The 19,302-nt window shown below is 72.1% G+C and carries 17 protein-coding genes; 6 read left to right on the top strand and 11 right to left on the bottom strand.

What is annotated here, in order from left to right; genetic code table 11:
• Positions 1-20 precede the first annotated feature (20 nt).
• The 3 genes from AB0F15_RS15170 to AB0F15_RS15160 are packed head-to-tail and all read right to left on the bottom strand — an operon-like array spanning position 21 to position 3,382.
• Positions 21-644 (bottom strand): TetR/AcrR family transcriptional regulator, encoded by a 624-nt coding sequence (locus AB0F15_RS15170; RefSeq protein WP_360270227.1) that lies wholly within the window; start codon positions 642-644, stop codon positions 21-23.
• 49 nt (positions 645-693) lie between these two features.
• Positions 694-1,662, bottom strand: a complete 969-nt coding sequence (locus AB0F15_RS15165) for a phosphotriesterase-related protein (RefSeq protein WP_360270225.1) — start codon at positions 1,660-1,662, stop codon at positions 694-696.
• Positions 1,663-1,666: 4 nt separating this feature from the next.
• Positions 1,667-3,382 carry an AMP-binding protein gene (locus tag AB0F15_RS15160; protein WP_360270223.1) on the bottom strand — a complete coding sequence of 572 codons (1,716 nt, stop codon included), beginning with the start codon at positions 3,380-3,382 and terminating at the stop codon, positions 1,667-1,669.
• Positions 3,383-3,740: 358 nt separating this feature from the next.
• On the opposite strand from AB0F15_RS15160, the gene AB0F15_RS15155 reads away from it, so the two are divergent.
• A complete protein-coding gene (locus tag AB0F15_RS15155) occupies positions 3,741-4,598 on the top strand; it encodes a hypothetical protein (RefSeq protein ID WP_360270222.1) in 858 nt (285 codons plus the stop codon).
• A 42-nt stretch (positions 4,599-4,640) separates the two neighbouring features.
• Here the strand turns inward: AB0F15_RS15155 and AB0F15_RS15150 are convergent, their stop codons facing one another.
• Complete coding sequence (locus AB0F15_RS15150; protein WP_360270221.1) at positions 4,641-7,715, bottom strand: glycoside hydrolase family 2 TIM barrel-domain containing protein; 3,075 nt, start codon at positions 7,713-7,715, stop codon at positions 4,641-4,643.
• A 171-nt stretch (positions 7,716-7,886) separates the two neighbouring features.
• Between AB0F15_RS15150 and AB0F15_RS15145 the strand changes: the two genes are divergently transcribed.
• Both AB0F15_RS15145 and AB0F15_RS15140 read left to right on the top strand, forming a co-directional pair.
• Positions 7,887-8,672, top strand: coding sequence for an enoyl-CoA hydratase-related protein (locus tag AB0F15_RS15145; protein WP_360270219.1), 786 nt, complete (start codon positions 7,887-7,889; stop codon positions 8,670-8,672).
• Between the two features lie 54 nt (positions 8,673-8,726).
• Entirely contained in the window at positions 8,727-9,239 is a 513-nt protein-coding gene (locus tag AB0F15_RS15140) for a dihydrofolate reductase family protein (RefSeq protein ID WP_360270217.1), read from the top strand.
• Positions 9,240-9,388: 149 nt separating this feature from the next.
• Here the strand turns inward: AB0F15_RS15140 and AB0F15_RS15135 are convergent, their stop codons facing one another.
• Positions 9,389-9,829, bottom strand: coding sequence for an Lrp/AsnC family transcriptional regulator (locus tag AB0F15_RS15135; RefSeq protein ID WP_360270215.1), 441 nt, complete (start codon positions 9,827-9,829; stop codon positions 9,389-9,391).
• 156 nt (positions 9,830-9,985) lie between these two features.
• On the opposite strand from AB0F15_RS15135, the gene AB0F15_RS15130 reads away from it, so the two are divergent.
• Positions 9,986-13,369: an indolepyruvate ferredoxin oxidoreductase family protein gene (locus AB0F15_RS15130; RefSeq protein ID WP_360270213.1), complete on the top strand. Its 3,384-nt coding sequence runs from the start codon at positions 9,986-9,988 to the stop codon at positions 13,367-13,369.
• Here AB0F15_RS15130 and AB0F15_RS15125 read toward each other — a convergent pair.
• The 3 genes from AB0F15_RS15125 to AB0F15_RS15115 all read right to left on the bottom strand — a co-directional run bounded on the left by AB0F15_RS15125 (position 13,350) and on the right by AB0F15_RS15115 (position 15,318).
• Complete coding sequence (locus AB0F15_RS15125) at positions 13,350-13,973, bottom strand: response regulator (RefSeq protein ID WP_360270212.1); 624 nt, start codon at positions 13,971-13,973, stop codon at positions 13,350-13,352. The genes AB0F15_RS15130 and AB0F15_RS15125 overlap by 20 nt on opposite strands.
• A 65-nt stretch (positions 13,974-14,038) precedes the next feature.
• Positions 14,039-14,545, bottom strand: a complete 507-nt coding sequence (locus AB0F15_RS15120; protein WP_360270210.1) for an ATP-binding protein — start codon at positions 14,543-14,545, stop codon at positions 14,039-14,041.
• 131 nt (positions 14,546-14,676) lie between these two features.
• Positions 14,677-15,318, bottom strand: a complete 642-nt coding sequence (locus AB0F15_RS15115; RefSeq protein ID WP_360270208.1) for an NAD(P)H-dependent oxidoreductase — start codon at positions 15,316-15,318, stop codon at positions 14,677-14,679.
• A gap of 82 nt (positions 15,319-15,400) precedes the next feature.
• Here AB0F15_RS15115 and AB0F15_RS15110 point away from each other — a divergent pair, with 82 nt between their 5' ends.
• Positions 15,401-15,877 carry a MarR family winged helix-turn-helix transcriptional regulator gene (locus AB0F15_RS15110; protein WP_360270206.1) on the top strand — a complete coding sequence of 159 codons (477 nt, stop codon included), beginning with the start codon at positions 15,401-15,403 and terminating at the stop codon, positions 15,875-15,877.
• A 4-nt stretch (positions 15,878-15,881) separates the two neighbouring features.
• On the opposite strand, the gene AB0F15_RS15105 is transcribed toward AB0F15_RS15110, so the two are convergent.
• The 3 genes from AB0F15_RS15105 to AB0F15_RS15095 are packed head-to-tail and all read right to left on the bottom strand — an operon-like array spanning position 15,882 to position 18,299.
• Positions 15,882-16,472, bottom strand: a complete 591-nt coding sequence (locus tag AB0F15_RS15105; protein WP_360270205.1) for a CPBP family intramembrane glutamic endopeptidase — start codon at positions 16,470-16,472, stop codon at positions 15,882-15,884.
• Complete coding sequence (locus tag AB0F15_RS15100) at positions 16,469-17,365, bottom strand: NAD(P)H-binding protein (protein WP_360270203.1); 897 nt, start codon at positions 17,363-17,365, stop codon at positions 16,469-16,471. The genes AB0F15_RS15105 and AB0F15_RS15100 overlap by 4 nt, the downstream gene beginning before the upstream one ends.
• A 10-nt stretch (positions 17,366-17,375) precedes the next feature.
• Complete coding sequence (locus tag AB0F15_RS15095; RefSeq protein WP_360270201.1) at positions 17,376-18,299, bottom strand: DMT family transporter; 924 nt, start codon at positions 18,297-18,299, stop codon at positions 17,376-17,378.
• Between the two features lie 73 nt (positions 18,300-18,372).
• On the opposite strand from AB0F15_RS15095, the gene AB0F15_RS15090 reads away from it, so the two are divergent.
• Positions 18,373-19,296 carry a LysR family transcriptional regulator gene (locus AB0F15_RS15090; protein WP_360270199.1) on the top strand — a complete coding sequence of 308 codons (924 nt, stop codon included), beginning with the start codon at positions 18,373-18,375 and terminating at the stop codon, positions 19,294-19,296.
• Positions 19,297-19,302: the final 6 nt, after the last annotated feature.

Raw genomic sequence — 19,302 nt, 5'->3', positions numbered from 1 at the left:
GGACATCGGCCGGAACTCGATCACCCGGCCGGCCGCAGCGCGTCCAGCAGCAGGTCCGCGTAGTGGTCCCCGATCTGGCGGGCCGTCAGCGACCCGCTCCGGCGGTACCACGACCCCAGGTGGTGCACCGAACCGAAGAAGAAGTCGACGACCACGTCGGCGGGCTTGTCCGTGCGGAACTCCCCGGACGCCTGGCCTTCCTCGATCAGGCCGCGGAAGCGCTCGTGGTACTTCCGGCGCTCGGCTCGCACGGCCTTCTGCTTGTCCGGGGACAGCTGGTGCATCGACTGCAGGAAGATCGTGTTGTCGTCGAGGTTGTCGATGCTGGACACCACGACGTCCGACGCCGCCGCGGCGAGGCGTTCCCGCAGTGGCGAGTCCGACGTGGCGACGCTCTCCAGCTGGCGGGTCTGCTCGCGCAGGACGCGCGCGTAGATCTCGTAGAGCAGGTCGTCCTTCGAGCCGAAGTAGTGGTACATCGCGCCCTTGGTGACGCCCGCTGCTTCGACGATCTCCTGGACCGACGTGCGGTCGAAGCCCTTCTTGGCGAACAGCTTCGTGGCGTGTTCCAGCAGCCGCCGGGGCACGGCGGCCTGGTCGTCGCCGGTGGCCTCGCCCGGCTTACGGGTGCTTGCTCGGGTCACCGCGAATACCCTCCTCTCCACGTCAAGACGGACGCACCAGGATAACGGCTCAGCCCGCCCACGCCAGGAACCGCCGGGGGTTGTCGACGAGCATTGTGGTGATGTCCGCTTCGGACACCCCGCGCTCGCGCAGCGCGGGCAGCACGTCCCGGGTGATGTGCAGGTAGTGCCAGTTCGGCGCGATCGTGGGCAGCTGCGCGGCGGGCAGCCAGTCGATGTAGCAGGACGCGTCGTGTGAGAGCACCATGCTGCCCGCGTAGCCGCGTTCGCACAGCGCCGCGACCGTGTTCACCCGGTCCTCGAACGGCAGCAGCAGGTCCAGGCCGAACCGGTCCATCCCGAGCAGCGAGCCCCGGTCGGCGAGCTCGGTGAGGTACCCCAGGTCCGTCGAGTCGCCCGAGTGCCCGACGAGCACCCGGCTCAGATCGACGCCCTCCTCTTCGAAGATCGCCTGCTGCTCCAGCCCGCGCCGCGTGCCGGCGTGCGTGTGGGTCATGATCGGCGCACCCGTCTCGACGTGGGCCTGCGCCACCGCCCGCAGCACGCGTTCGACGCCGGGCGTCACCCCCGGTTCGTCGGTGGCGCACTTGAGCAGCCCGGCCTTGACGCCGGTACCGGCGATGCCTTCGCGCAGGTCGCCGACGAACATCCCGACCAGCGGGTCCTCGCCCGGCAGCAGCGTGCCCGGCCCGCGGAGGTGCAGGTAAAATGGCACGTCACGGTAGGTGTACAGCCCGGTCGCGACGACGATGTTGACCTCGACCCCGGCGGCGACCCGCTGCACGCGCGGGATGTACCGGCCGAGCCCGATCACCGTCGGGTCGACGATCGTGTCGATCCCGGCGTCCTTCAGCTCCCGCAGGCGCCGGATCGCTTCCGGGACGTGCTCGTCCTCCCGGAAGCCGTCGTGCTCCGGGTAGTTCTCGACGAATTCGGGGCTCAGCACGAAGAGGTGCTCGTGCATCAGCACCCGGCCCAGCGCTTCCGGCGCGATCGCGCCGCGGACGGTCTCGACCACCGCGCTACCCCCGCGCCCGCAGTTCGCGGCGCAGGATCTTGCCGCTCGTGGTCTTCGGCAGCTCGTCGAGGACTTCGATGGTGCGCGGGTACTTGTAGGCGGCGAGCCGGTCCTTGCACCAGGCGACCAGCTCCGCGGGATCGGCGTCGGCCCCGAGCGCCGGGCTGACGTACGCCTTGACCGTCTCGCCGCGGTACTCGTCGGCGATCCCGACCACGGCGGCCTCGCGGACCGCCGGGTGCGTGTACAGGACGTCCTCGACCTCGCGCGGCCAGACCTTGAAGCCGGACGCGTTGATCATGTCCTTCTTGCGGTCGACGACGTAGACCCAGCCGCGTTCGTCCATGAACCCGATGTCGCCGGTGAGCAGCCGCCCGCCGGGCAGCGCCTCGACTGAAACAACCGGGGCTTCGCCCCGGGCCGGAGGCTCCGCCACCCGGACCCCCGAACCGATTACTGTGGCGTCCGGGCGGTTCCAGTAGCCCGAAACCACCATCGGGCCTTCGACGGCGATCTCGCCCGCCTGCCCGGGCGGCAGCTCTTCGCCGTTCTCGCCGAGGATGCGGACGATCGTGTCCGGCACCGGCAGGCCGATCGAGATGGTCCCGGATGCCGGGTCGATCGGTGCCTCGAGGGTGCCGGGGACGACGACGCAGCCCGCCGTGGTCTCGGTGAGGCCGTAGCCGTTGTGGATGTAGTGCCCGGTCTTCGCCCGGAAGGCCTCGACGACAGCGGGCGGCAGCGCGGCGCCGCCGGAGTACAGCAGCGCGAACGACGCGAAGTGCTCCCGGCTGAACGACGGGTGGGCCATCAGGGCCATGTAGGCCGTGGACGGCCCGACCGTGTACGACGGCTGGTGCTCGAGGAACGCGTCGAGCACGACCCCGGGTTCGAACCGGTAGGCCAGGGCCAGGGTGCCCTCGATGTCGATCGCGGAGCCGAGTTCGCAGACCATGCCGGTGATGTGGAACAGCGGTGCGAGCCCGAAGAGCGTCGAGCCTGCGGGCAGGCCGCTGAAGGAGCCGAGCCCCGCGGCGTTGGTGCCGATGTTGCCGTGGGTGTTGGTGGCGCCCTTCGGCGTGCCGCTGGTGCCGGAGGTGTAGCTGATCAGGGCGACGTCGTCGAGGGCGAACGCGGGTTCCGGGGGCTTCGGGCCGGGTGTGGCCGCGGCTTCGAGGAGCTCGGTCGTCCCCGGGGTCGCTTCTTTTTCGATCTCGGCGAGCACGCGCTCGTCGTCACGGGTCTGGAACTCGAGTTCGCTGGTGGTGAGCGCGATTTCGACCGCGCTGTCCGCGACGGTCCGCGCGATGTAGGCGTTCCAGCCGCGCTGCGAGCAGACGATCGCCTTCACGCCGGCGTCGGTGAGCACGTGCGTGAGCTCGCGTTCGCGGTACATCGGGTTGACCGGGACCACGATCCCGCCGGCCTTCCACGCGCCGAGCAGCGCGACGACGAACTGGGGGATGTTCTGCAGCACCAGGGCGAGCCGGTCGCCGCGGGCGAAGCCATGGGCCGTCAGGTGCCGCGCGACGCCGTCGGAGAGTTCGTCGACTTGCCGGTAGCTCAGCCGCGCGTCGAAGTACGCGATCGCCGCCCGGTCGGGCACGTGGTCCACGGCGCGGCGGAACGTCTCGGGCAGCGTCGTGGGCTTCGCCGGTCCCGCGGCCCGCGCCCGTTCGTCGTAGCTCGCGAGCCAAGGCTTCGCGTCGTACCAGCTCATCCCGTGACCTCCATTGGACACCGACCGGTCGGTATGCCGACGCTAGGAGGCCACGGCGGTCCGCGTCAAGCCCGTCAGCGCACGCCGAAATTGCGCACAGCAATTCCGGCACACCACTGAATCACTCAAAGCAAATGCAGTCGGATGCCGCCGTCACAGGGGTACACGTGGCCCGGTTCGAAATGGTTCAAATCTTCTTTTTTGGGTGGATCACACTGGACAAACCCCTGGTCGAGAAGCCACCATGGGTCTCGGCGACCAGATAGGTCCGCCCCATCAAAGAACCCCGCCGTATCCCCCGAACACGGCGGAGTACCCATATGTTCACGCTAACTCACGCACGAAAACGGAGTCATTCATGCCTGCTTCCGGTGGACGACACCGCCTGTCCCGGCGGACGAAGATCGCGACCGGGGTCTTTGCCCTCGCGATCGCAGGTGGAGCGCTGGCGGTCGCCACGACCTTCGGCCAGCCCGGCGCCGCCAACGCCGCCTCGGGCGGTCAGGCCGCCGTCGGCCAGATCTCCTGCCCCGACGTGGCGAGCAAGCTCCCGGCCATCCCCGCGCAAGCCCAGGCCGAGGTGCAACGCAACCTGGACCTGCTGAACACCCAGATCGCCGAAGCCAACAACCGCCTGCAGACGACCGTCGGCCAGGGCGGCCCCAACTTCGTGCAGAACGCCATCCTCGGCCCGCTGGCCGACAAGCGGAAGTCCACGATCGACCGCATCGCCATCTCGATCGGGCGCCGGGCCGAGAAGCCGCAGGGCCTCGACAACCTGGCCACGTGCGCGGTCGGCGGGCAGGCCGGCACGGGAGCCGGGGCGGGCGCGCCCGCCCCGGCTCAGGGCACGGGCAACGGCGGCCAGAACGGCAACACCGGCCAGAACGGGAACACGGGCAACAGCGGCAACACCGGCAACGCCGGGGTCGGCAAGATCTCCTGCCCCGACGTGGCGAGCAAGCTCCCGGCCATCCCCGCCCAGGCCCAGGCGGAGGTGCAGCGCAACCTCGAGCTGCTGAACACCCAGATCGGCGAAGCCAACAACCGCCTGCAGACGACCGTCGGCCAGGGCGGCCCCAACTTCGTGCAGAACGCCATCCTCGGCCCGCTCGAGGACAAGCGCGTGGCGACGATCAACCGGATCGCCACCGCCATCGGCCGCAACGCCGCCAAGCCGCAGGGCCTCGACGCCCTCGCGCCTTGTAGCCGGTGACCACCGGGGCCCGGCGGGGGGTGCGCCCCGCCGGGCTCGCGGTCAGCGGGCCAGCAGCGCGCTGATCCGCAGGAAGCCCCGCGCGGTCATCGTCACCCGCACCTCCGTGGTGACGACCGGATCGAATGCGAACGACGTCGGGTCGTTCGAGCCGGTCCCCCACGTGATCCGCAGGTTCCGCACCGGCTCGAAGCCCCGGGCCGTGCGGTGGGTGACTTCGACGGCGACCGGGAGCGCCAGCTTCGCGTCCACGACGAAGTTCGCCGTGACGGCGCTGATGCGCTGAGCCGACGGCCAGGACAGGGACACCCAGTCTTCGGCCCGCGGCCTGCTCACGGCGTTCAGCGTCGAAGTCGCCTGTTTGACGTAGTAGTTGGACCAGCCGGTCGCCGGGTTTCCGTCCAGCATCGCCGCGGGCAGCGTGTCCGGGGCACCCGAGTAGCTCGCGTCCGCGGTCGACGCGGCCGGGACGACGGCCGTTTCGACCGCGCGCGCTCCCGGGCCGTTGCGCTGCCCGAGCGGCGTGCCCGGCAAGGTGATCGTCCCCGGCACCAGCCCCGGCGCGCTCGCCGTCACGGTGATCGGGCCCCGGCCGCCGGTCGCCGCGACGACGGCGACGGCCAGCCCCTTGAACGCCGGGATGGTCGGCTGCTGGTAGCTCTGGGCGAGTTCCTGCCGTCCGTTGTCGACGCCGGCGACCCGGCCCGGCCCGCGGACGGCGAACCGCAGCACCGGCTCGGCGCCCGGCACGACGACCCCGCGGGCGTCCACGACCGACGCCGTCATGAACGTCATCGCCCCGGCCACGACCCCGCCACCGGGTGCTTCCACCCTCAGCTTGACCGCGCGCGGCGGCCCGGCCGTGACGAGCTCGTCGCGCGCCACCTCGCGGCCGCCGGCCCGCGCGATCGCGGTCAGCGTGCCGGGCTCGAAGGGCACGGTCCAGGTCAGGTGCAGCTTGCCGCGGCCGCCGTTCGGGCTCGTGTAGCTGCCGGAGGGATCCTTCTTGTCGTCGCCGACGGGCTCGCTCGTCTCCAGGTACGGTCGTCCGTCCGCAGTGGTCTTGCGGTCGAACTTCTCGACCCCCAGCGACTTCCCGTTCAGCACCAGCTCCACTGTGTCCACAGTGGAATAGACCCACACCGCGACGGGTTCGCCGGCCCGGTGGTTCGTCCAGTCCATCGGCGTCAGGTGCACCATCGGCGCCGTGGTCCACTGGCTGCGGAACAGGTGGAAGGCGTCCTTGGGCAGGCCGGCGCTGTCGATCGCGCCGAAGAACGACGTCTTCACGGGGAAGACGTCGTACGGCGTCGGCTCGCCGAGGTAGTCCTGTCCCGACCACAGGAACTGGCCTTGGAAGAACTTCCGGTCGCGGTCTTTCTTCAGCGAGTACTCGCCGCTGAAGGTCCACGAAGCCAGGTTGTTGTCGTAGGACGAGGTCGCCCGCTTGCCCGGGGTGTAGTTCTCGCCGGTGTTGAGCAGGTCGGGTTCCTGGTAGACCCCGCGCGTCGACGTCGCCGAGGACGACTCCGACTCGAAGAAGAACTTGTCCGGGTACTGCTTGTGCAGCCCGTCGATGGACTGGGCGGTGTTGTAGTTGACACCGAGGCCGTCGAGCTGCTTCAGGATGAGGTCCTGCGGCGAGCCCGGCGCCGGCACGCCGCGGTAGCGGTCCGAGCCCATGACGACCGGCCGGGTGGGGTCGATCGCGCGGACCGCGGCGATCAGGTCCGCCGCGATCTGCGGACCGCCCGCCATCGACGCGTCCGGCACCTCGTTGCCGATCGACCACAGCACGACCGCGGGCGAGTTCTTGGCCGCGTGGACCATTTCGGCGATGTCGCGCCCGCTCCACGCGTCGAAGTCCCGGTGGTAGTCGTACTCGAGCTTGCCGGTCCGCCAGCAGTCGAACGCCTCGACCATCATGACGATCCCGAGCCGTTCGCAGACCGTCACCAGCTGCGGGTCCGGCGGGTTGTGGGCGGTCCGCAGCGCGTTGACGCCCATCGCGAGCATCAGCCGCATCTGGTGCTCCAGCGCGGCCGGGTCGATCACCGCACCCAGCGCGCCCTGGCTCGCGTGCAGGTTGACCCCGCGCAGCTTCATCGGCACGCCGTTGAGCGAGAACCCGTTGTCAGGGTGGAATTCGGTGTAGCGGAAGCCGAAGTCCGTGGTGGTCGTGTCGAGCACGCGCCCGGCCACGACGACGTCGGTGCGCAGCCGGTACAGCCGGGGCTTTTCTCCCGACCAGAGCTGAGGACGCTCGACTCGCAGCTCGCCGGCCGCGGTCGCCGTCCGGCCGGCGGCCACCGCGACGGTGGCCGAGCCGTTCGCCACGACCCGGCCCGCCGGGTCGGTGACCGTCGTGCGCACCTGCACCGTCACCGAGGCACCGGAGTCGTTGACGACGTCGGTGGCGACCCGCACCGTGCCCCGGCCGGCGGCGATGTCCGGCGTGGTGACGAACGTGCCGTGCCGGGCGACGTGCACCGGCTCGGTGACGACCAGGCGGACGCGGCGGTAGATCCCGCTGCCGGAGTACCAGCGGCTGCTGGGCAGCGGGTTCGTCGCCCGCACGGCCAGGACGTTCGGCGTCCGCCCGTCGGTGTGCAGCCGCCCGGTGAGGTCGAAGGCGAATCCGGTGTAGGCGTACGGGTGATTGCCGAGCAGCTCGCCGTTCAGGTACACGTGGGCGTCCGAATAGACGCCGTCGAACTCCACCGACACGCGCTTCCCGGCGAGCGACGGCGGCAGCGTGAACGTCTTGCGGTACCAGCCGAGCCCGCCGCGGAAGAAGCCGGAACCGCTGCTGGTGCCCTTGTCGGTCGGCGGGAGCTCGATGCTCCAGTCGTGCGGGACGTCGACGACCTGCCACCCTGAGTCGTCGAAGGCGGGTTTCGCGGCGTCGGTGAAGCGGCCACCGGGATCGGTGACGCCGTCGGGGTTGGCGAGGGCGAACCGCCAGCCGGTCGTGAAATCGCTTTCTCGCGCCTGCCCCGGCTGCGTGAGCGCGTCGGCGGCCCGGGCGACCGGCGCGACGGCCGACGCGGCGACGGCAGCGCCGACGCCGCCCAGCACGGCCCGTCTGCGGAGACCACTCGGTTCATCTTCCGGCATCGGGCAGTCCCTTCCAGCAAAGCGGCGTGCGGGCGGAAAGCACTATGGCACAGAGTTTTCCGGGCAATCAAAGGGTTCGATCATTTCGAACTGACGCCGCTGTTCCGCATCCGCACCTGACGGATGGTCAAGCGACCGCTTAGTATGGGGTCCGACCCCGAGGAGGCGGCGATGTCGACCGTGGACGGCGTGCGGTACGTGGCGGACGGTGCGGTGGCCACGTGCACGTTCGACAAACCCGGCCGCAGCAACGCGATGGACGTGCCGATGCAGGCCCGCTACGGCGCCCTGCTGCGGCAGGCGGACGCGGATCCGGAGATCCGCGCGGTCGTCGTCACGGGGGCGGGCAAGGCCTTCTGCCCCGGGGCCGACCTGGGGTTGCTGGACACCATCGCCGCGGCGCCGCCCGCCCAGGAGGGCGAGAACTTCCGGGACGTGCTGGCGGCCGCCTCGGTGGGCGTCCCGGTGGTCGCCGCGATCAACGGTGGCTGCGCCGGCCTCGGGTTCGTCATCGCCTGCTCGGCGGACGTCCGCTTCGCGGCCGCGGGCGCCAAGTTCACCACCGCGTTCGCCCGTCGCGGCCTGATCGCCGAGTACGGCATCGCGAAGCTGCTGCCGGAGCTCGTCGGCCAGGGCCGCGCCCGCGACCTGCTGCTGTCGGGACGCACGTTCACCGCGGAGCAGGCGCTGGCGTACGGCCTGGTCCAGGAAGTCGTCCCGGCCGGTGAGCTGCAGTTGCGCGCGCACGCCTACGCGGCCGAGCTGGCGACTTACAGCGCGCCGCGGTCGATGGCGGTGATGAAGGAGCAGTTCGCGCGGGAGGCCCTGCTCCCGCTGCCGGAGGCGGCCCGCGCGGCGACGGCGTTGATGCTGGAGTCGTTCGGCCGTCCCGAGCTGGCGGAGGGGCTGGCCAGCTGGAACGAGCGCCGTCCGCCTCGGTTCCCCGCCCACCGATGAGTTTCCGCGGCCCCGGCCGTCAGTACCTGCATCCCTGATCCGGAGGTGGGTCCGATGGCCAAATTGCTCTACGCGTTCAGCTGCTCGGTCGACGGTTTCATCGCCGGCCCCGGCGGCGACATGTCCTGGTTGACCCCCCACCTGGTCCCCGACCCACTGGTCGCCGACCTGATCCCCCGCATCGGAGCCCTGCTGGTGGGCCGCCGCACGTTCGACGGCGACGACCCGCACCGCGGCGGCCCGGGCGAAGGCAAGGCATTCGGCGGTGGCTGGGAGGGCCCGCAGTTCGTTCTCACCCACCGTGCGGCGCCTTCGGTACCCGGCGTGACTTTCGCCGGCGAGCTGACCGGGGCCGTCGACGCGGCGAAGGCGGCTGCCGGGGAGAAGTACGTCAACGTGCTCGGTGCTGATGTCGCGCGGCAGTGCCTCGAGGCCGGGGTGCTCGACGAGATCCTCGCCTTGCCGGTACCGGTGCTCCTCGGTTCCGGCGTCCGGATCTTCGAGCGGGCCGGTTCCCCCGTCCGGCTGGAGCCGGTGGGACCTTGCCGGTATCGGGTGGTTCCTTGACGGGCGCCTTCTTTTCTCACCCGATGCGAAACCCAGACGTTGGGCTCGTGAGACTCCCCTCCATGAACCGCGGCGAACCCGGTGGGTAAGGAATGGCGTAAACCGCCTCGGCCAGGTCCGGGCGCTGCGCCAGTGTCACGACCTCATGGCTAGCGCGACCAGGATTCCAGCGCGATCAACGTCTTCGTGCCCGTCACCTGGTGGTGCCGGCGGATCTCGTCGATCGTCTTCTGCAGGTGCGCCATGTCGCGGACGCGCAGCCACACCAGCGCGTCCGGGTCGCCCGCGATCGTGAACACCGCCTGCGCCTCCGGCATGCGGGTGGTGGTGCGCAGGATCTCGGCCACCTTCGTGTTGCCCACGAACCGCAGCTCGGTGAACGCCTCGATCCCCCAGCCCAGCTTCGCGTGGTCGACCTGGATGGTGAACCCGGTGATCACGCCGCTGTCCCGCAGCCGATCGATGCGGCGCTTGACCGCCGCCGTGGACAGGGTCACGCGGCCGGCGATGTCGGACAGCGTCCGGCGGGCGTCCTCGCGCAAGAGGCCGAGGATCTCGTGGTCGGTCGCGTCGAGCGGCTCTTCGGACATGCGTCCGAGCGTAACTGCGCGCAAAAATCCGGGCCAATCGACGCGGGAGCACACCGAAGTTTGCGCGTGGAGGGCAAAAGCTAGGCTGCCTGTTGCGTGGGTGTGGCGCGCGTCGCATCGTGCCCGAAACGCACCGAGAGCGAAGGGAGCCGCGCCGTGGAGACGTTCACGCTGGAGGACCGCTATCTGCGGGAGGCGGGAACCGTGCACCTGACCGGGGTGCAGGCCCTGGTCCGGCTGCTGTTCGACCGCGTCCGCCACGACCGGGCCCGCGGTGGCGATCCCGCCGTCTTCGTCTCGGGCTACGAAGGCTCGCCGCTGGCCGGCTACGACCTCGAACTCGGCCGCCGGGCGAAGCTGCTGGAGAAGCACGATGTCGTGCACCAGCCGGGCCTCAACGAAGAGCTGGGCGCGACGTCGGTGATGGGCAGCCAGCTCGTCGCGGGCGCCGGCGGGCGCCGCGGGGTCACCGGCTTCTGGTACGGCAAGGCGCCCGGTCTCGACCGGGCCAGCGACGCCCTCCGCCACGCCAACCTGGCCGGCACCGACCCGCGGGGCGGCGCGGTCGCGCTCGTCGGCGACGACCCCAACGCGAAGTCCTCCACCGTTCCCTGCGCGTCCGAGCTCGCCCTCGCCGATCTGGCCATCCCGGTCCTCTACCCCGCCGATCCCGAGGACGTCCTCGACCTCGGGATGCACGCCGTCGAGCTGTCGCGGGCCAGCGGGCTGTGGACGTCGATGAAGATCGTCACCAACGTCGCCGACGCGTCCGGCACCGCGACCGTCGGTCCGGACTGGACCGCGCCCGACATCGCGAACGCCTACCGGCACACGCCGACGTCACGGCTGCTCGGCGCGAGCCTGGCCGAGCTGGAGCGCACCCTCTTCACCGTCCGGCTGCCGCTGGTCCTCGACTACCTGCGCGCGAGCGGCATCAACCGGATCACCGTGCGCGGGCCGGCCGACCGGATCGGCATCGTGTCCGCCGGTAAGTCCTATTTGGACCTCAAGCAGGCGCTGCGCACCCTCGGCCTGGACGAGGGAACGCTGAGCCGGTACGGCATCCGCGTGCTCAAGCTCGGCGCGATCCACCCCCTCGAACCCGGGATCGTCCGGGAGTTCGCCGACGGGCTCGAGGAGATCGTCGTCATCGAGGAGAAGCGCGCGTTCGTCGAACCCGCGCTCAAGGAGATCCTGTACGGCGTGCCCCGGGCGCCGAGGATCACCGGCAAGAAGGACGTCGACGGCCGGACGTTGTTCACCGAGCTCGGCGAGCTGGACCCGGACGGCATCGCCGCCGGACTCGCCAGGAGACTGCCGAAGGGCATCCCGCCGGTCGACGCCTACCAAGGGCGGCGCCGTCGCGAGCGCATCTCCGTGCCGCTGCTGGCGCGCACGCCGTACTTCTGCTCGGGCTGCCCGCACAACTCGTCGACGAAGGTCCCCGAAGGCACGCTGGTCGGCGGGGGCATCGGCTGCCACACCATGGCCCTGTTCATGGAGCCCGACCAGGTCGGCACCGTCCTCGGTGTGACGCAGATGGGCGGCGAAGGCACCCAGTGGATCGGCATGGCGCCGTTCGTCGAGGCCGAGCACTTCGTCCAGAACATCGGCGACGGCACGTTCACCCACTCCGGGAGCCTCGCGGTGCGCGCGGCGGTCGCCGCCGGGGTGAACATCACCTACAAGCTGCTCTACAACTCCGCCGTGGCGATGACCGGCGGCCAGGACGCCGTCGGCGGGCTGCCCGTCGAGAAGGTGGCGCAGCTGCTGCTCGTCGAGGGTGCGAAACGAGTCGTGATCACCAGCGATGCCCCGGCGAAGCTGCGGCGCCGGAAGCTGCCCGACGGCGTCGACGTCCGCGACCGCACCGAACTCCTGCGCACGCAAGAGGAACTGGCCGCCGTCAAGGGCGTCACCGTGCTGATCCACGAGCAGGAGTGCGCGGCCGAAAAGCGCCGGAAGCGCCGCCGCGGCAAGCAGGCCGCGCCCGCGACGCGCGTGGTGATCAACGAGCGCGTCTGCGAAGGCTGCGGCGACTGCGGCACCAAGTCGAACTGCCTGTCCGTGCAGCCGGTCGCGACCGAGTTCGGCCGCAAGACCACGATCCACCAGTCGTCGTGCAACGTCGACTACTCCTGCCTCGCCGGTGACTGCCCGTCGTTCGTCACCGTGGTGCCGACCGGCCGCAAGCAGCGCCGGAAGCTCGCCGAGCTGGCCGCCGACGCGGTCCCGGCGCCGGTGACCACGGCGAAGGACTTCGCCGTGCGGATCACCGGGATCGGCGGTACCGGTGTCGTCACCGTGACGCAGATCCTCGCCACGGCGGCCGTGCTCGACGGGCGGCACGTCCGCACGCTCGACCAGACCGGGCTCGCGCAGAAGGGCGGTGCGGTCGTCTCCGACCTCAAGGTGACGGCGGAACCGGTCGAGCAGGCCCCGAAGCTGGCCGCCGGCGAGTGCGACCTCTACCTGGCCTGCGACGCGCTGGTCGGGGCGGACGCGGCGAACCTCGGCGTCACCGATCCGGCCCGCACGACCGCCGTCGTCTCCACGACCGAGGTGCCGACCGGCCGGATGGTCGTCGACACGACGGTGTCCTTCCCGGACGCGGGCAGCGTGCTCGCGTCCATCGAGACCGCGGCAGCGCGCACGGTGTCACTGGACGCGCGCGGCCTGGCCGAGGAGTTCTTCGACGACGACCAGTTCGCCAACGTGCTGCAGCTGGGTGCCGCCTACCAGACCGGGGCGATCCCGCTGCCCGCCTCGGTGATCGAGCGCGCCATCGAGCTGAACGGCACCCAGGTCGCCACGAACCTGCAGGCGTTCCGCCGCGGCCGCCTGCTGGTTGCCGAGCCCGGCGCGACCGCCCCGGCACCCGAGCCGGTCGCCGCGACGCACCCGGCCGTGCGAGCGCTGGTGCACGCCGAGCCGGGTTCCGAGCTGGCGCGGCTGCTCGACATCCGGATCCCCGACCTCGTCGCCTACCAGGACAAGGCCTACGCCCGTGCGTACGCGGAGTTCGTCGAACAGGTGCGGGTGCGGGAAGGCGGGCCGACGGAGATCACCGAGGCCGTCGCGAAGCACCTGTACAAGCTGATGGCCTACAAGGACGAGTACGAGGTCGCCCGGCTGTCGCTGGACCCGGCGTTCACGGACGGTCTCGAGGAGCAGTTCGGCGCGGGCACGCGGTACGCGTACCGGCTGCACCCGCCGGTGCTGCGGGCGCTCGGGATGCGGCGCAAGATCAGCCTCGGCCCGTGGTTCCGCCCGGCGTTCCGGCTGCTGCACGCGCTGCGGCGGCTGCGCGGCACCCGCTTCGACCCGTTCGGCCGCGCCGAGGTGCGGCGGGTGGAGCGCGAGCTGATCGAGGACTACCGCAGCGTGCTCCTCCAGGCGTTCGACACCCTGGACCGGGCGCAGGTGCTGGCGCTGGCCGAGCTCCCGGACCTCGTCCGCGGCTACGAAGACGTCAAGCTCGCCACCGTGGCCCGGTACCGGCAGCGGCAGGCCGAAGTCCTCACGCCCGCAGGTAGCTGAGCATCGCCTGGGCGCCGTCGGGGACGCGCAGCTTCGTGCTGACGTCCCCGGCGTGCTGCCGCGCCGCGGCGGTACCGATACCGAGCAGCCGCCCGATCGTCGGCACCGAATGGCCTTCGGCCAGCAGCGCCACGACCTCACGCTCCCGCGCGTTGAGCGTCGCCACCGGGTCGCCGGGCCGCGGCCGGGCCAGCTGGACCGCGACGACGTCCCGGTCCAGGACCGTGCCGCCGGCCGCCACGCGCCGCAGGGCGTCGAGGAACTCGCCGGGCCTGCCGACGCGCTCCTTGAGCAGGTACCCGGCTCCGGCGCCGCCGGCGGCCAGGAGATCGCCCGCGTAGCCGTCTTCGACGAACGCCGAAAGCGCGAGGATCGCCAGGCCCGGCACCCGGCGCCGGGCCTCGAGGGCGGCACGGAGCCCTTCGTCGGTGAACGTCGGCGGCATCCGGACGTCCACGACGGCCAGGTCCGGCTCGACGGCCTCGACCGACGCCACCAGGTCGCCGGGGTGGTCGACGGCGGTCACTTCGAACCCTTCGCTGCGCAGGAGCAGCACCAGCCCTTCCCGCAGCAGGGCGTCGTCTTCCGCGATCACGATCCGCACGACGGCTGCCTCCTCGCGTCCGAGTCACCCCTTGCCTGGATGCACGGATGCGCGCGGGAAAGCGTTCAGCCCTGACCGGACCAACCGCTCAGCCGGGTCAGCAGGCGCTCCAGCACCTCCGGATCCGCGGCGACCGGATCGCCGGAGACCGGCTCGTCGACGAGCGTCCGGCGGTCCTGGCGCCGCGGCAGGCGCACCTGCCGCGCGGTCATCCCGCCCGGCAGCGCCAGTTCGCACCAGGTGGTGCGGCTACCGCCCTCGGCGGGCGCGACACCCAGCCGTTCGCCGGGGCGGGCCTGCGGCTCCGGCCGCCCGGGCACGTCGTCGTCGACCTCGATCGAGAGCACCTCGGCGCGCAGCCGCAGCCGCAGCGTGACGAAGGCGGGCGCCTTCGGGTCACTGGCGTCGATCACGGCGCCGACCAGCCGTTTCGCGCTGGCGGTCACCTGCTCCAGCATCGGCCGCAGGGACCAGTCGGTGAGAATCAGGCGGACGAACAGCTCGGTGACCGGCAGTGCGCTGGGCTGCGCGACGAGCCGGATGTCGTCCATCTGGGAGGTGTGCGCGCTCAAACCCGACCTTCCTCACCCAGGCGCGGCCCGTGCCGCACCATGCCAGTCCGCCCGCCGCGGCACGGTACCGCCCGGCCCGGACGGTACCGTCGCCGGGGCCATTCGGCCGAGGGCCGGGCTCCGGACGCTCGTCAGACCCGGGCGGGGACCCACAATTCGTCGATGGCGCGTTCTGCCGCCGCGAGGCTCTCCTCGGCGAGCGGGATGAGGTGCGCCAAGGGCGGGCGGACCGGCGCCAGCGTCAGCTCCGCCGCGATGAACCGCGGCTCCAGCCCGGTGAGCGAGACGCCGTGGGGCAGCCACGGCTCGGCGTGGTCCCAGCCTTCGCGAGGCGTGCCGGCTCCGTAGCCGCCGCCCCGGCTGGCCAGCACGATGAACTCGCGGCCGCCGAGCAGGCCGGTCTGGGTCTCGTAGTTCACCGAAAGCCCGGGGGCGATGAGGTGGTCGACCCACGTCTTGACGCTGCTCGGCGGGCCGAAGTTGTACAGCGGCAGGCCCAGCAGCACCGTGTCGGCCGCCGCCACCTCGGCGACGACTTCCCGCGTCCGCGCCCACGACGCGGCCTGCTCCGGGGTGTGCTGGCCGGGCGGCACCATCCCGGCCAGTCCACCCGCCGCGTCGAGGTGCGGGAGCGGGTCGGCGCCCAGGTCGCGGTAGGTGACGGTGCCGTCGGGGTGGGCGGCCCGCCACGCCGCCGCGGCCCGCGCGGTGAGCCGCCGGCTCACCGAGGCGTCGCCCTGGATGCTCGAGTCGATGTGCAGGAGATGCGCCATGTCGTTAACCCTCTATAGATCGTTGGTGTACCGCAAACTATTGATAGCACACCGACCATAGGACTCGCCATATACTGGGCGCATGACCTCGCTGCCGGTCGTCAACCAGCCGCCCCACCGGTGCGGTGCCCTGGTCGACCACCTCGCCCGCCGGCTGCGGCTGCGCAGCGAGTCGGTGCTGGCCCCGCTCGGGCTGCGACCGCGCCACCTCATCGCCCTCACCGTGCTGCGCGACCGGGGCGGCAGCTCGCAGCAGGACCTGGCGAAGACCCTGGAGATGGACAGCACCAACGTCGTCGCCCTGCTCAACGAGCTCGAGTCCGAGAACCTGATCGAGCGGCGCCGGTCCCCCGCCGACCGCCGCCGCCACCTCGTCGAGCTCACCGGCGTCGGCGCGAAGCTGCTCGCCCGCGCCGAGTTCGCGCTGGCGTCGGTCGAGGACGAGGTGTTCAGCGAGCTCAGCGACGACCAGCGCGAGACGCTCTACTCGCTCCTGCAGCAGGCGAGCGGCACGACGGAAACGGAAGCCTGCCGGGAAGACGCGGTCCAGGCTCCCTGAGGCCTCAGGCGCCGGTTTCCGGTGGGAAGAGGCGCGGCAGGAAGCCGAGCATCAGCGCCGACCAGACCACGTGCGTCAGCAGCGGGGCCTGCACCCCGCCCGACCGGTGGCGCTGCCCGGCGAAGAGCGTTCCCATCACCGCCGAAGCCAGCACCAGCGCGGGATTCCGGGTCGCCGTGGTGGAAAGGACGTACACCGCGGTGGACGTCCGCGCGCCGGCGGCGTCGTAGAGCGCGCCGCGGAAGAACACCTCTTCCGCCGCGCCGGTGATCAGCGTCGTCGCCGCCACCGAGGCCGTCGAGCCGCGGCGGGCGTGGTCCAGCACGCCGGTGATGGCGCGGCGCAGCGGCGGGATGCGGCGGGCCACCAGGGCGCACCCGTAGAACACACCGAACGCGGCGGCTCCCGCGGCCACCGGCTGGACGACGTCCGGGCGGCCCCGGGGCACCGGCCCGGCGGCGCGGGCCCCGGCGAGCCACGTCGCGGCGACCGACGCCGTGAGCACCTGGAACCGGCGTGAGCCGGGGCTGCTGGCCAGTGAGGCGCCGAGCAGCCCGGACCCGGCGGCGGTCACCGCGGTGAGGAACGGCTTCACGGCGTCCGCCGGCTCTTCGCCCGCTCGCCCAGCGCCTGCAGGACGGCTTCGTCGTAGCCCATCGGCTCGAACTCGACGATCCGGCGGATCGCGTCGTCGCGGACGACGACCTCGTTGGTCATCGAGTCGATCAGCGCTCGCCCGGTCGTGACGTCGATGTCCGTGACGAGCGAAAGCCAGTACGACGACAGGCGCGGGGAAAGCAGCGGCACCGGCAGGATGACCAGCGGCCGGCCCTCGATCGCCGCGACCCGCTGCAGCATGTCCCGGTAGGCCAGCACCTCGGGGCCGCCGACGTCGAACGTCCGCCCGGCGGCTTCCGGGTGGTCGAGCACGCCGACCAGGTAGCGGACGACGTCGGCGATCGCGATCGGCTGGGTGCGGGTGCGGACCCAGCGCGGGGTGACCATCGCCGGCAGGTGCTCCACCAGCTGGCGCGTCAGCTCCCACGACGTACCGCCGTGCCCGACCACGATGCCGGCGCGCAGCACCGTCACCGGCACGCCGGTCTCCCCCAGCAGCCGCTCGACTTCGCGCCGGCTGGCCAGGTGCTCCGAAAGCGAATCGTCGTCGTCCCCGAGGCCGCCGAGGTAGACGATCCGCTGCAGTCCCGCGTCGGCCGCGGCCCGGGCGAACGCGCGCGCGGCGTCGGCGTCGCGGCGCTTGAAGTCCGCACTGTCGAGTGAATGCACGAGGTAGCAGGCGGCTTCGACGCCCTTGAGCGCGTCACGCAGGGAGCCGGCGTCGGCGACGTCGCCGCGGACGGCCTTCCCGGCGCCGCGGTACTTCGCGGGCCGGCGGGTCATCGCGAGCACCTCGTGCCCGGCCTGTTCCAGCGCCGGGCACAACCGGGCGCCGACGAACCCCGACGCCCCGGCCACCAGCACCCGCATGCCCGCGACGTTAGCCGGGACGGCCGTCACCCGCAGATCGTCCGCCCCCGGCGAAGCAGACGGCCACGACGACGCCGGCGCACCCGGCCAGCTGCGTCCACCCGGGCGCCTCCCCGAGCAGGCCGATGCCGAGCAGCACCGCGCCGACCGGCTGCAGCAGCATCAGCGTCGCCCCGGTGGTGGCGGACATCCGCGGCAGCGCGGCGGAGATGAGCAGCCAGCCCGCCAGCTGGCCGACCCCGGCGAGCGCGAGCAGCCAGCCGAACGCGGGCCACCCGGGCGTCAGGTCGAGCGTGCCGGTCGGGACGCCGAGCGCGACCGCGACCACGCCGGCGGAGACCGTCGCCAGCACCAGCGAGTGCGCCTGCGTGCCCGTGCCGCCGCTGAGCCGGATGAGGAACAGGTAGCCGGCGTACCCGGCGCCCGCGAGCAGCGCCGCGACCGCGCCGGTCACCGGGTCCGGGCCGAACGAGCCGGTGCCGGCGAACCCGCCGGCGAGCACGATCCCGGCGAGCAGCACGGGCACCGCGGCGAGGAACCGCTTGGCCGGCCGTTCGGCCAGGAACGCGAACGCCAGCAGCGGCACGATCACCACCTGCACGGCGAGGAGCACGGTCGCGATGCCGGCGCCGACCCGCGGGATCGCCTCGCCCCACAGCACGAAATCCAGGCCGAGCCCGGTCCCGGCCAGCAGCGGGAGGAGCACGCGACGGCGCGGTGCCGGGCCGGCCTTCCGCCGTTCCCGCCCGGCCAGCACGAGCAGCACCGGCAGGGCGAACAGGCAGCGCCAGAACGCGCTCGTGCTGCCGCTGACGTGCGAGACCTTGATGAAGACCGACGACAGCGAAATGCAGAAGCTGCCCAGCGCGGCGAGCAGCCGCGGGTCGAAACGGCGGGTGAACGGCGGAGCCGGCGGGGACGCGGTCGTGGTCACGCCTTCAGCGTGCGGGCGGCGACTGTCAAGGACAAGCGAATCTTTCTGCGGCGAATTCGGTAGCATCTCTACTGTGTTCGGACTCGAGCGGATGCGGGCGCTGCACGCCGTCGCCACCCAGGGCTCGGTCGCCGCGGCGGCCGCGTCCCTGCACGTGACGCCGTCCGGGGTGTCGCAGCAGCTGGCGAAGCTGGAACGAGAGGCGGGCCAGCCGCTGCTGGAGCCGCGCGGCCGCGGCGTCCGGCTGACCAAGGCGGGCCAGGTGCTGGCCGGGCACGCCGAGCGGATCCTCGCGCAGGTCGCCGCGGCGAAAGCGGACCTGGAGCTGCTGCGCGAGGACGTCATCGGGCCGCTGCGGGTCGGCGCGATCCCGACGACGGTGCACGCGCTCCTGCCGCCCGCGCTGGCCACCCTCGCCGCGCAGCACCCGCGGCTCGCGGTGACGCTGCACGAGGGCGAAGCCGAGCAGACGATGCCCCGGGTGGTGGCGGGCGACCTCGACGTCGCGGTGCTGGAGAGCTGGCACGACCACCCGGCGGTGCTCCCGCCGTCGACGACGCGCATCGCGCTGTTCTCCGACGTCGCGGACCTCGCCCTGCCCGCCGGGCACCGGCTGGCCCACCGCAAGGCGGTCGATCTGTCCGAAGTGGACGATCTGCCGTGGATCGGCTGGAGCGCCGGCTCCGGGTGTCACGAGTGGCTGGTGCAGGTGCTGCGCAAGCAGCGGCTGGAGCCCCGGATCAGTTGCACGGTCGGCGGCTACCCGACCCAGCTGGCCCTGGTCGCGGGCAATGTCGGCGCGGCGCTGGTGCCCCGCCTGGCCCGGGACCGGCTGCCCGACGGGGTCCGGATCCTGACGACGCGCCCGCCACTGACCCGCACGATCTACGCGATCTGCCGGGCCGGCGAAGAGGACCGCGGGGCCGTGCGGGCGTGCCTGGACGCGCTGCGGACGGCCTCGGCCCGGTTCGAGAGCGCGGGGAGGCCGGCCGGCTGAGCCGCA

Source organism: Amycolatopsis sp. NPDC026612, from assembly GCF_040638285.1.
GTDB lineage: Bacteria > Actinomycetota > Actinomycetes > Mycobacteriales > Pseudonocardiaceae > Amycolatopsis.
The sequence above is the reverse complement of the archived record's forward strand: the minus strand, read 5'-3'. Positions and strand labels throughout refer to the sequence as shown.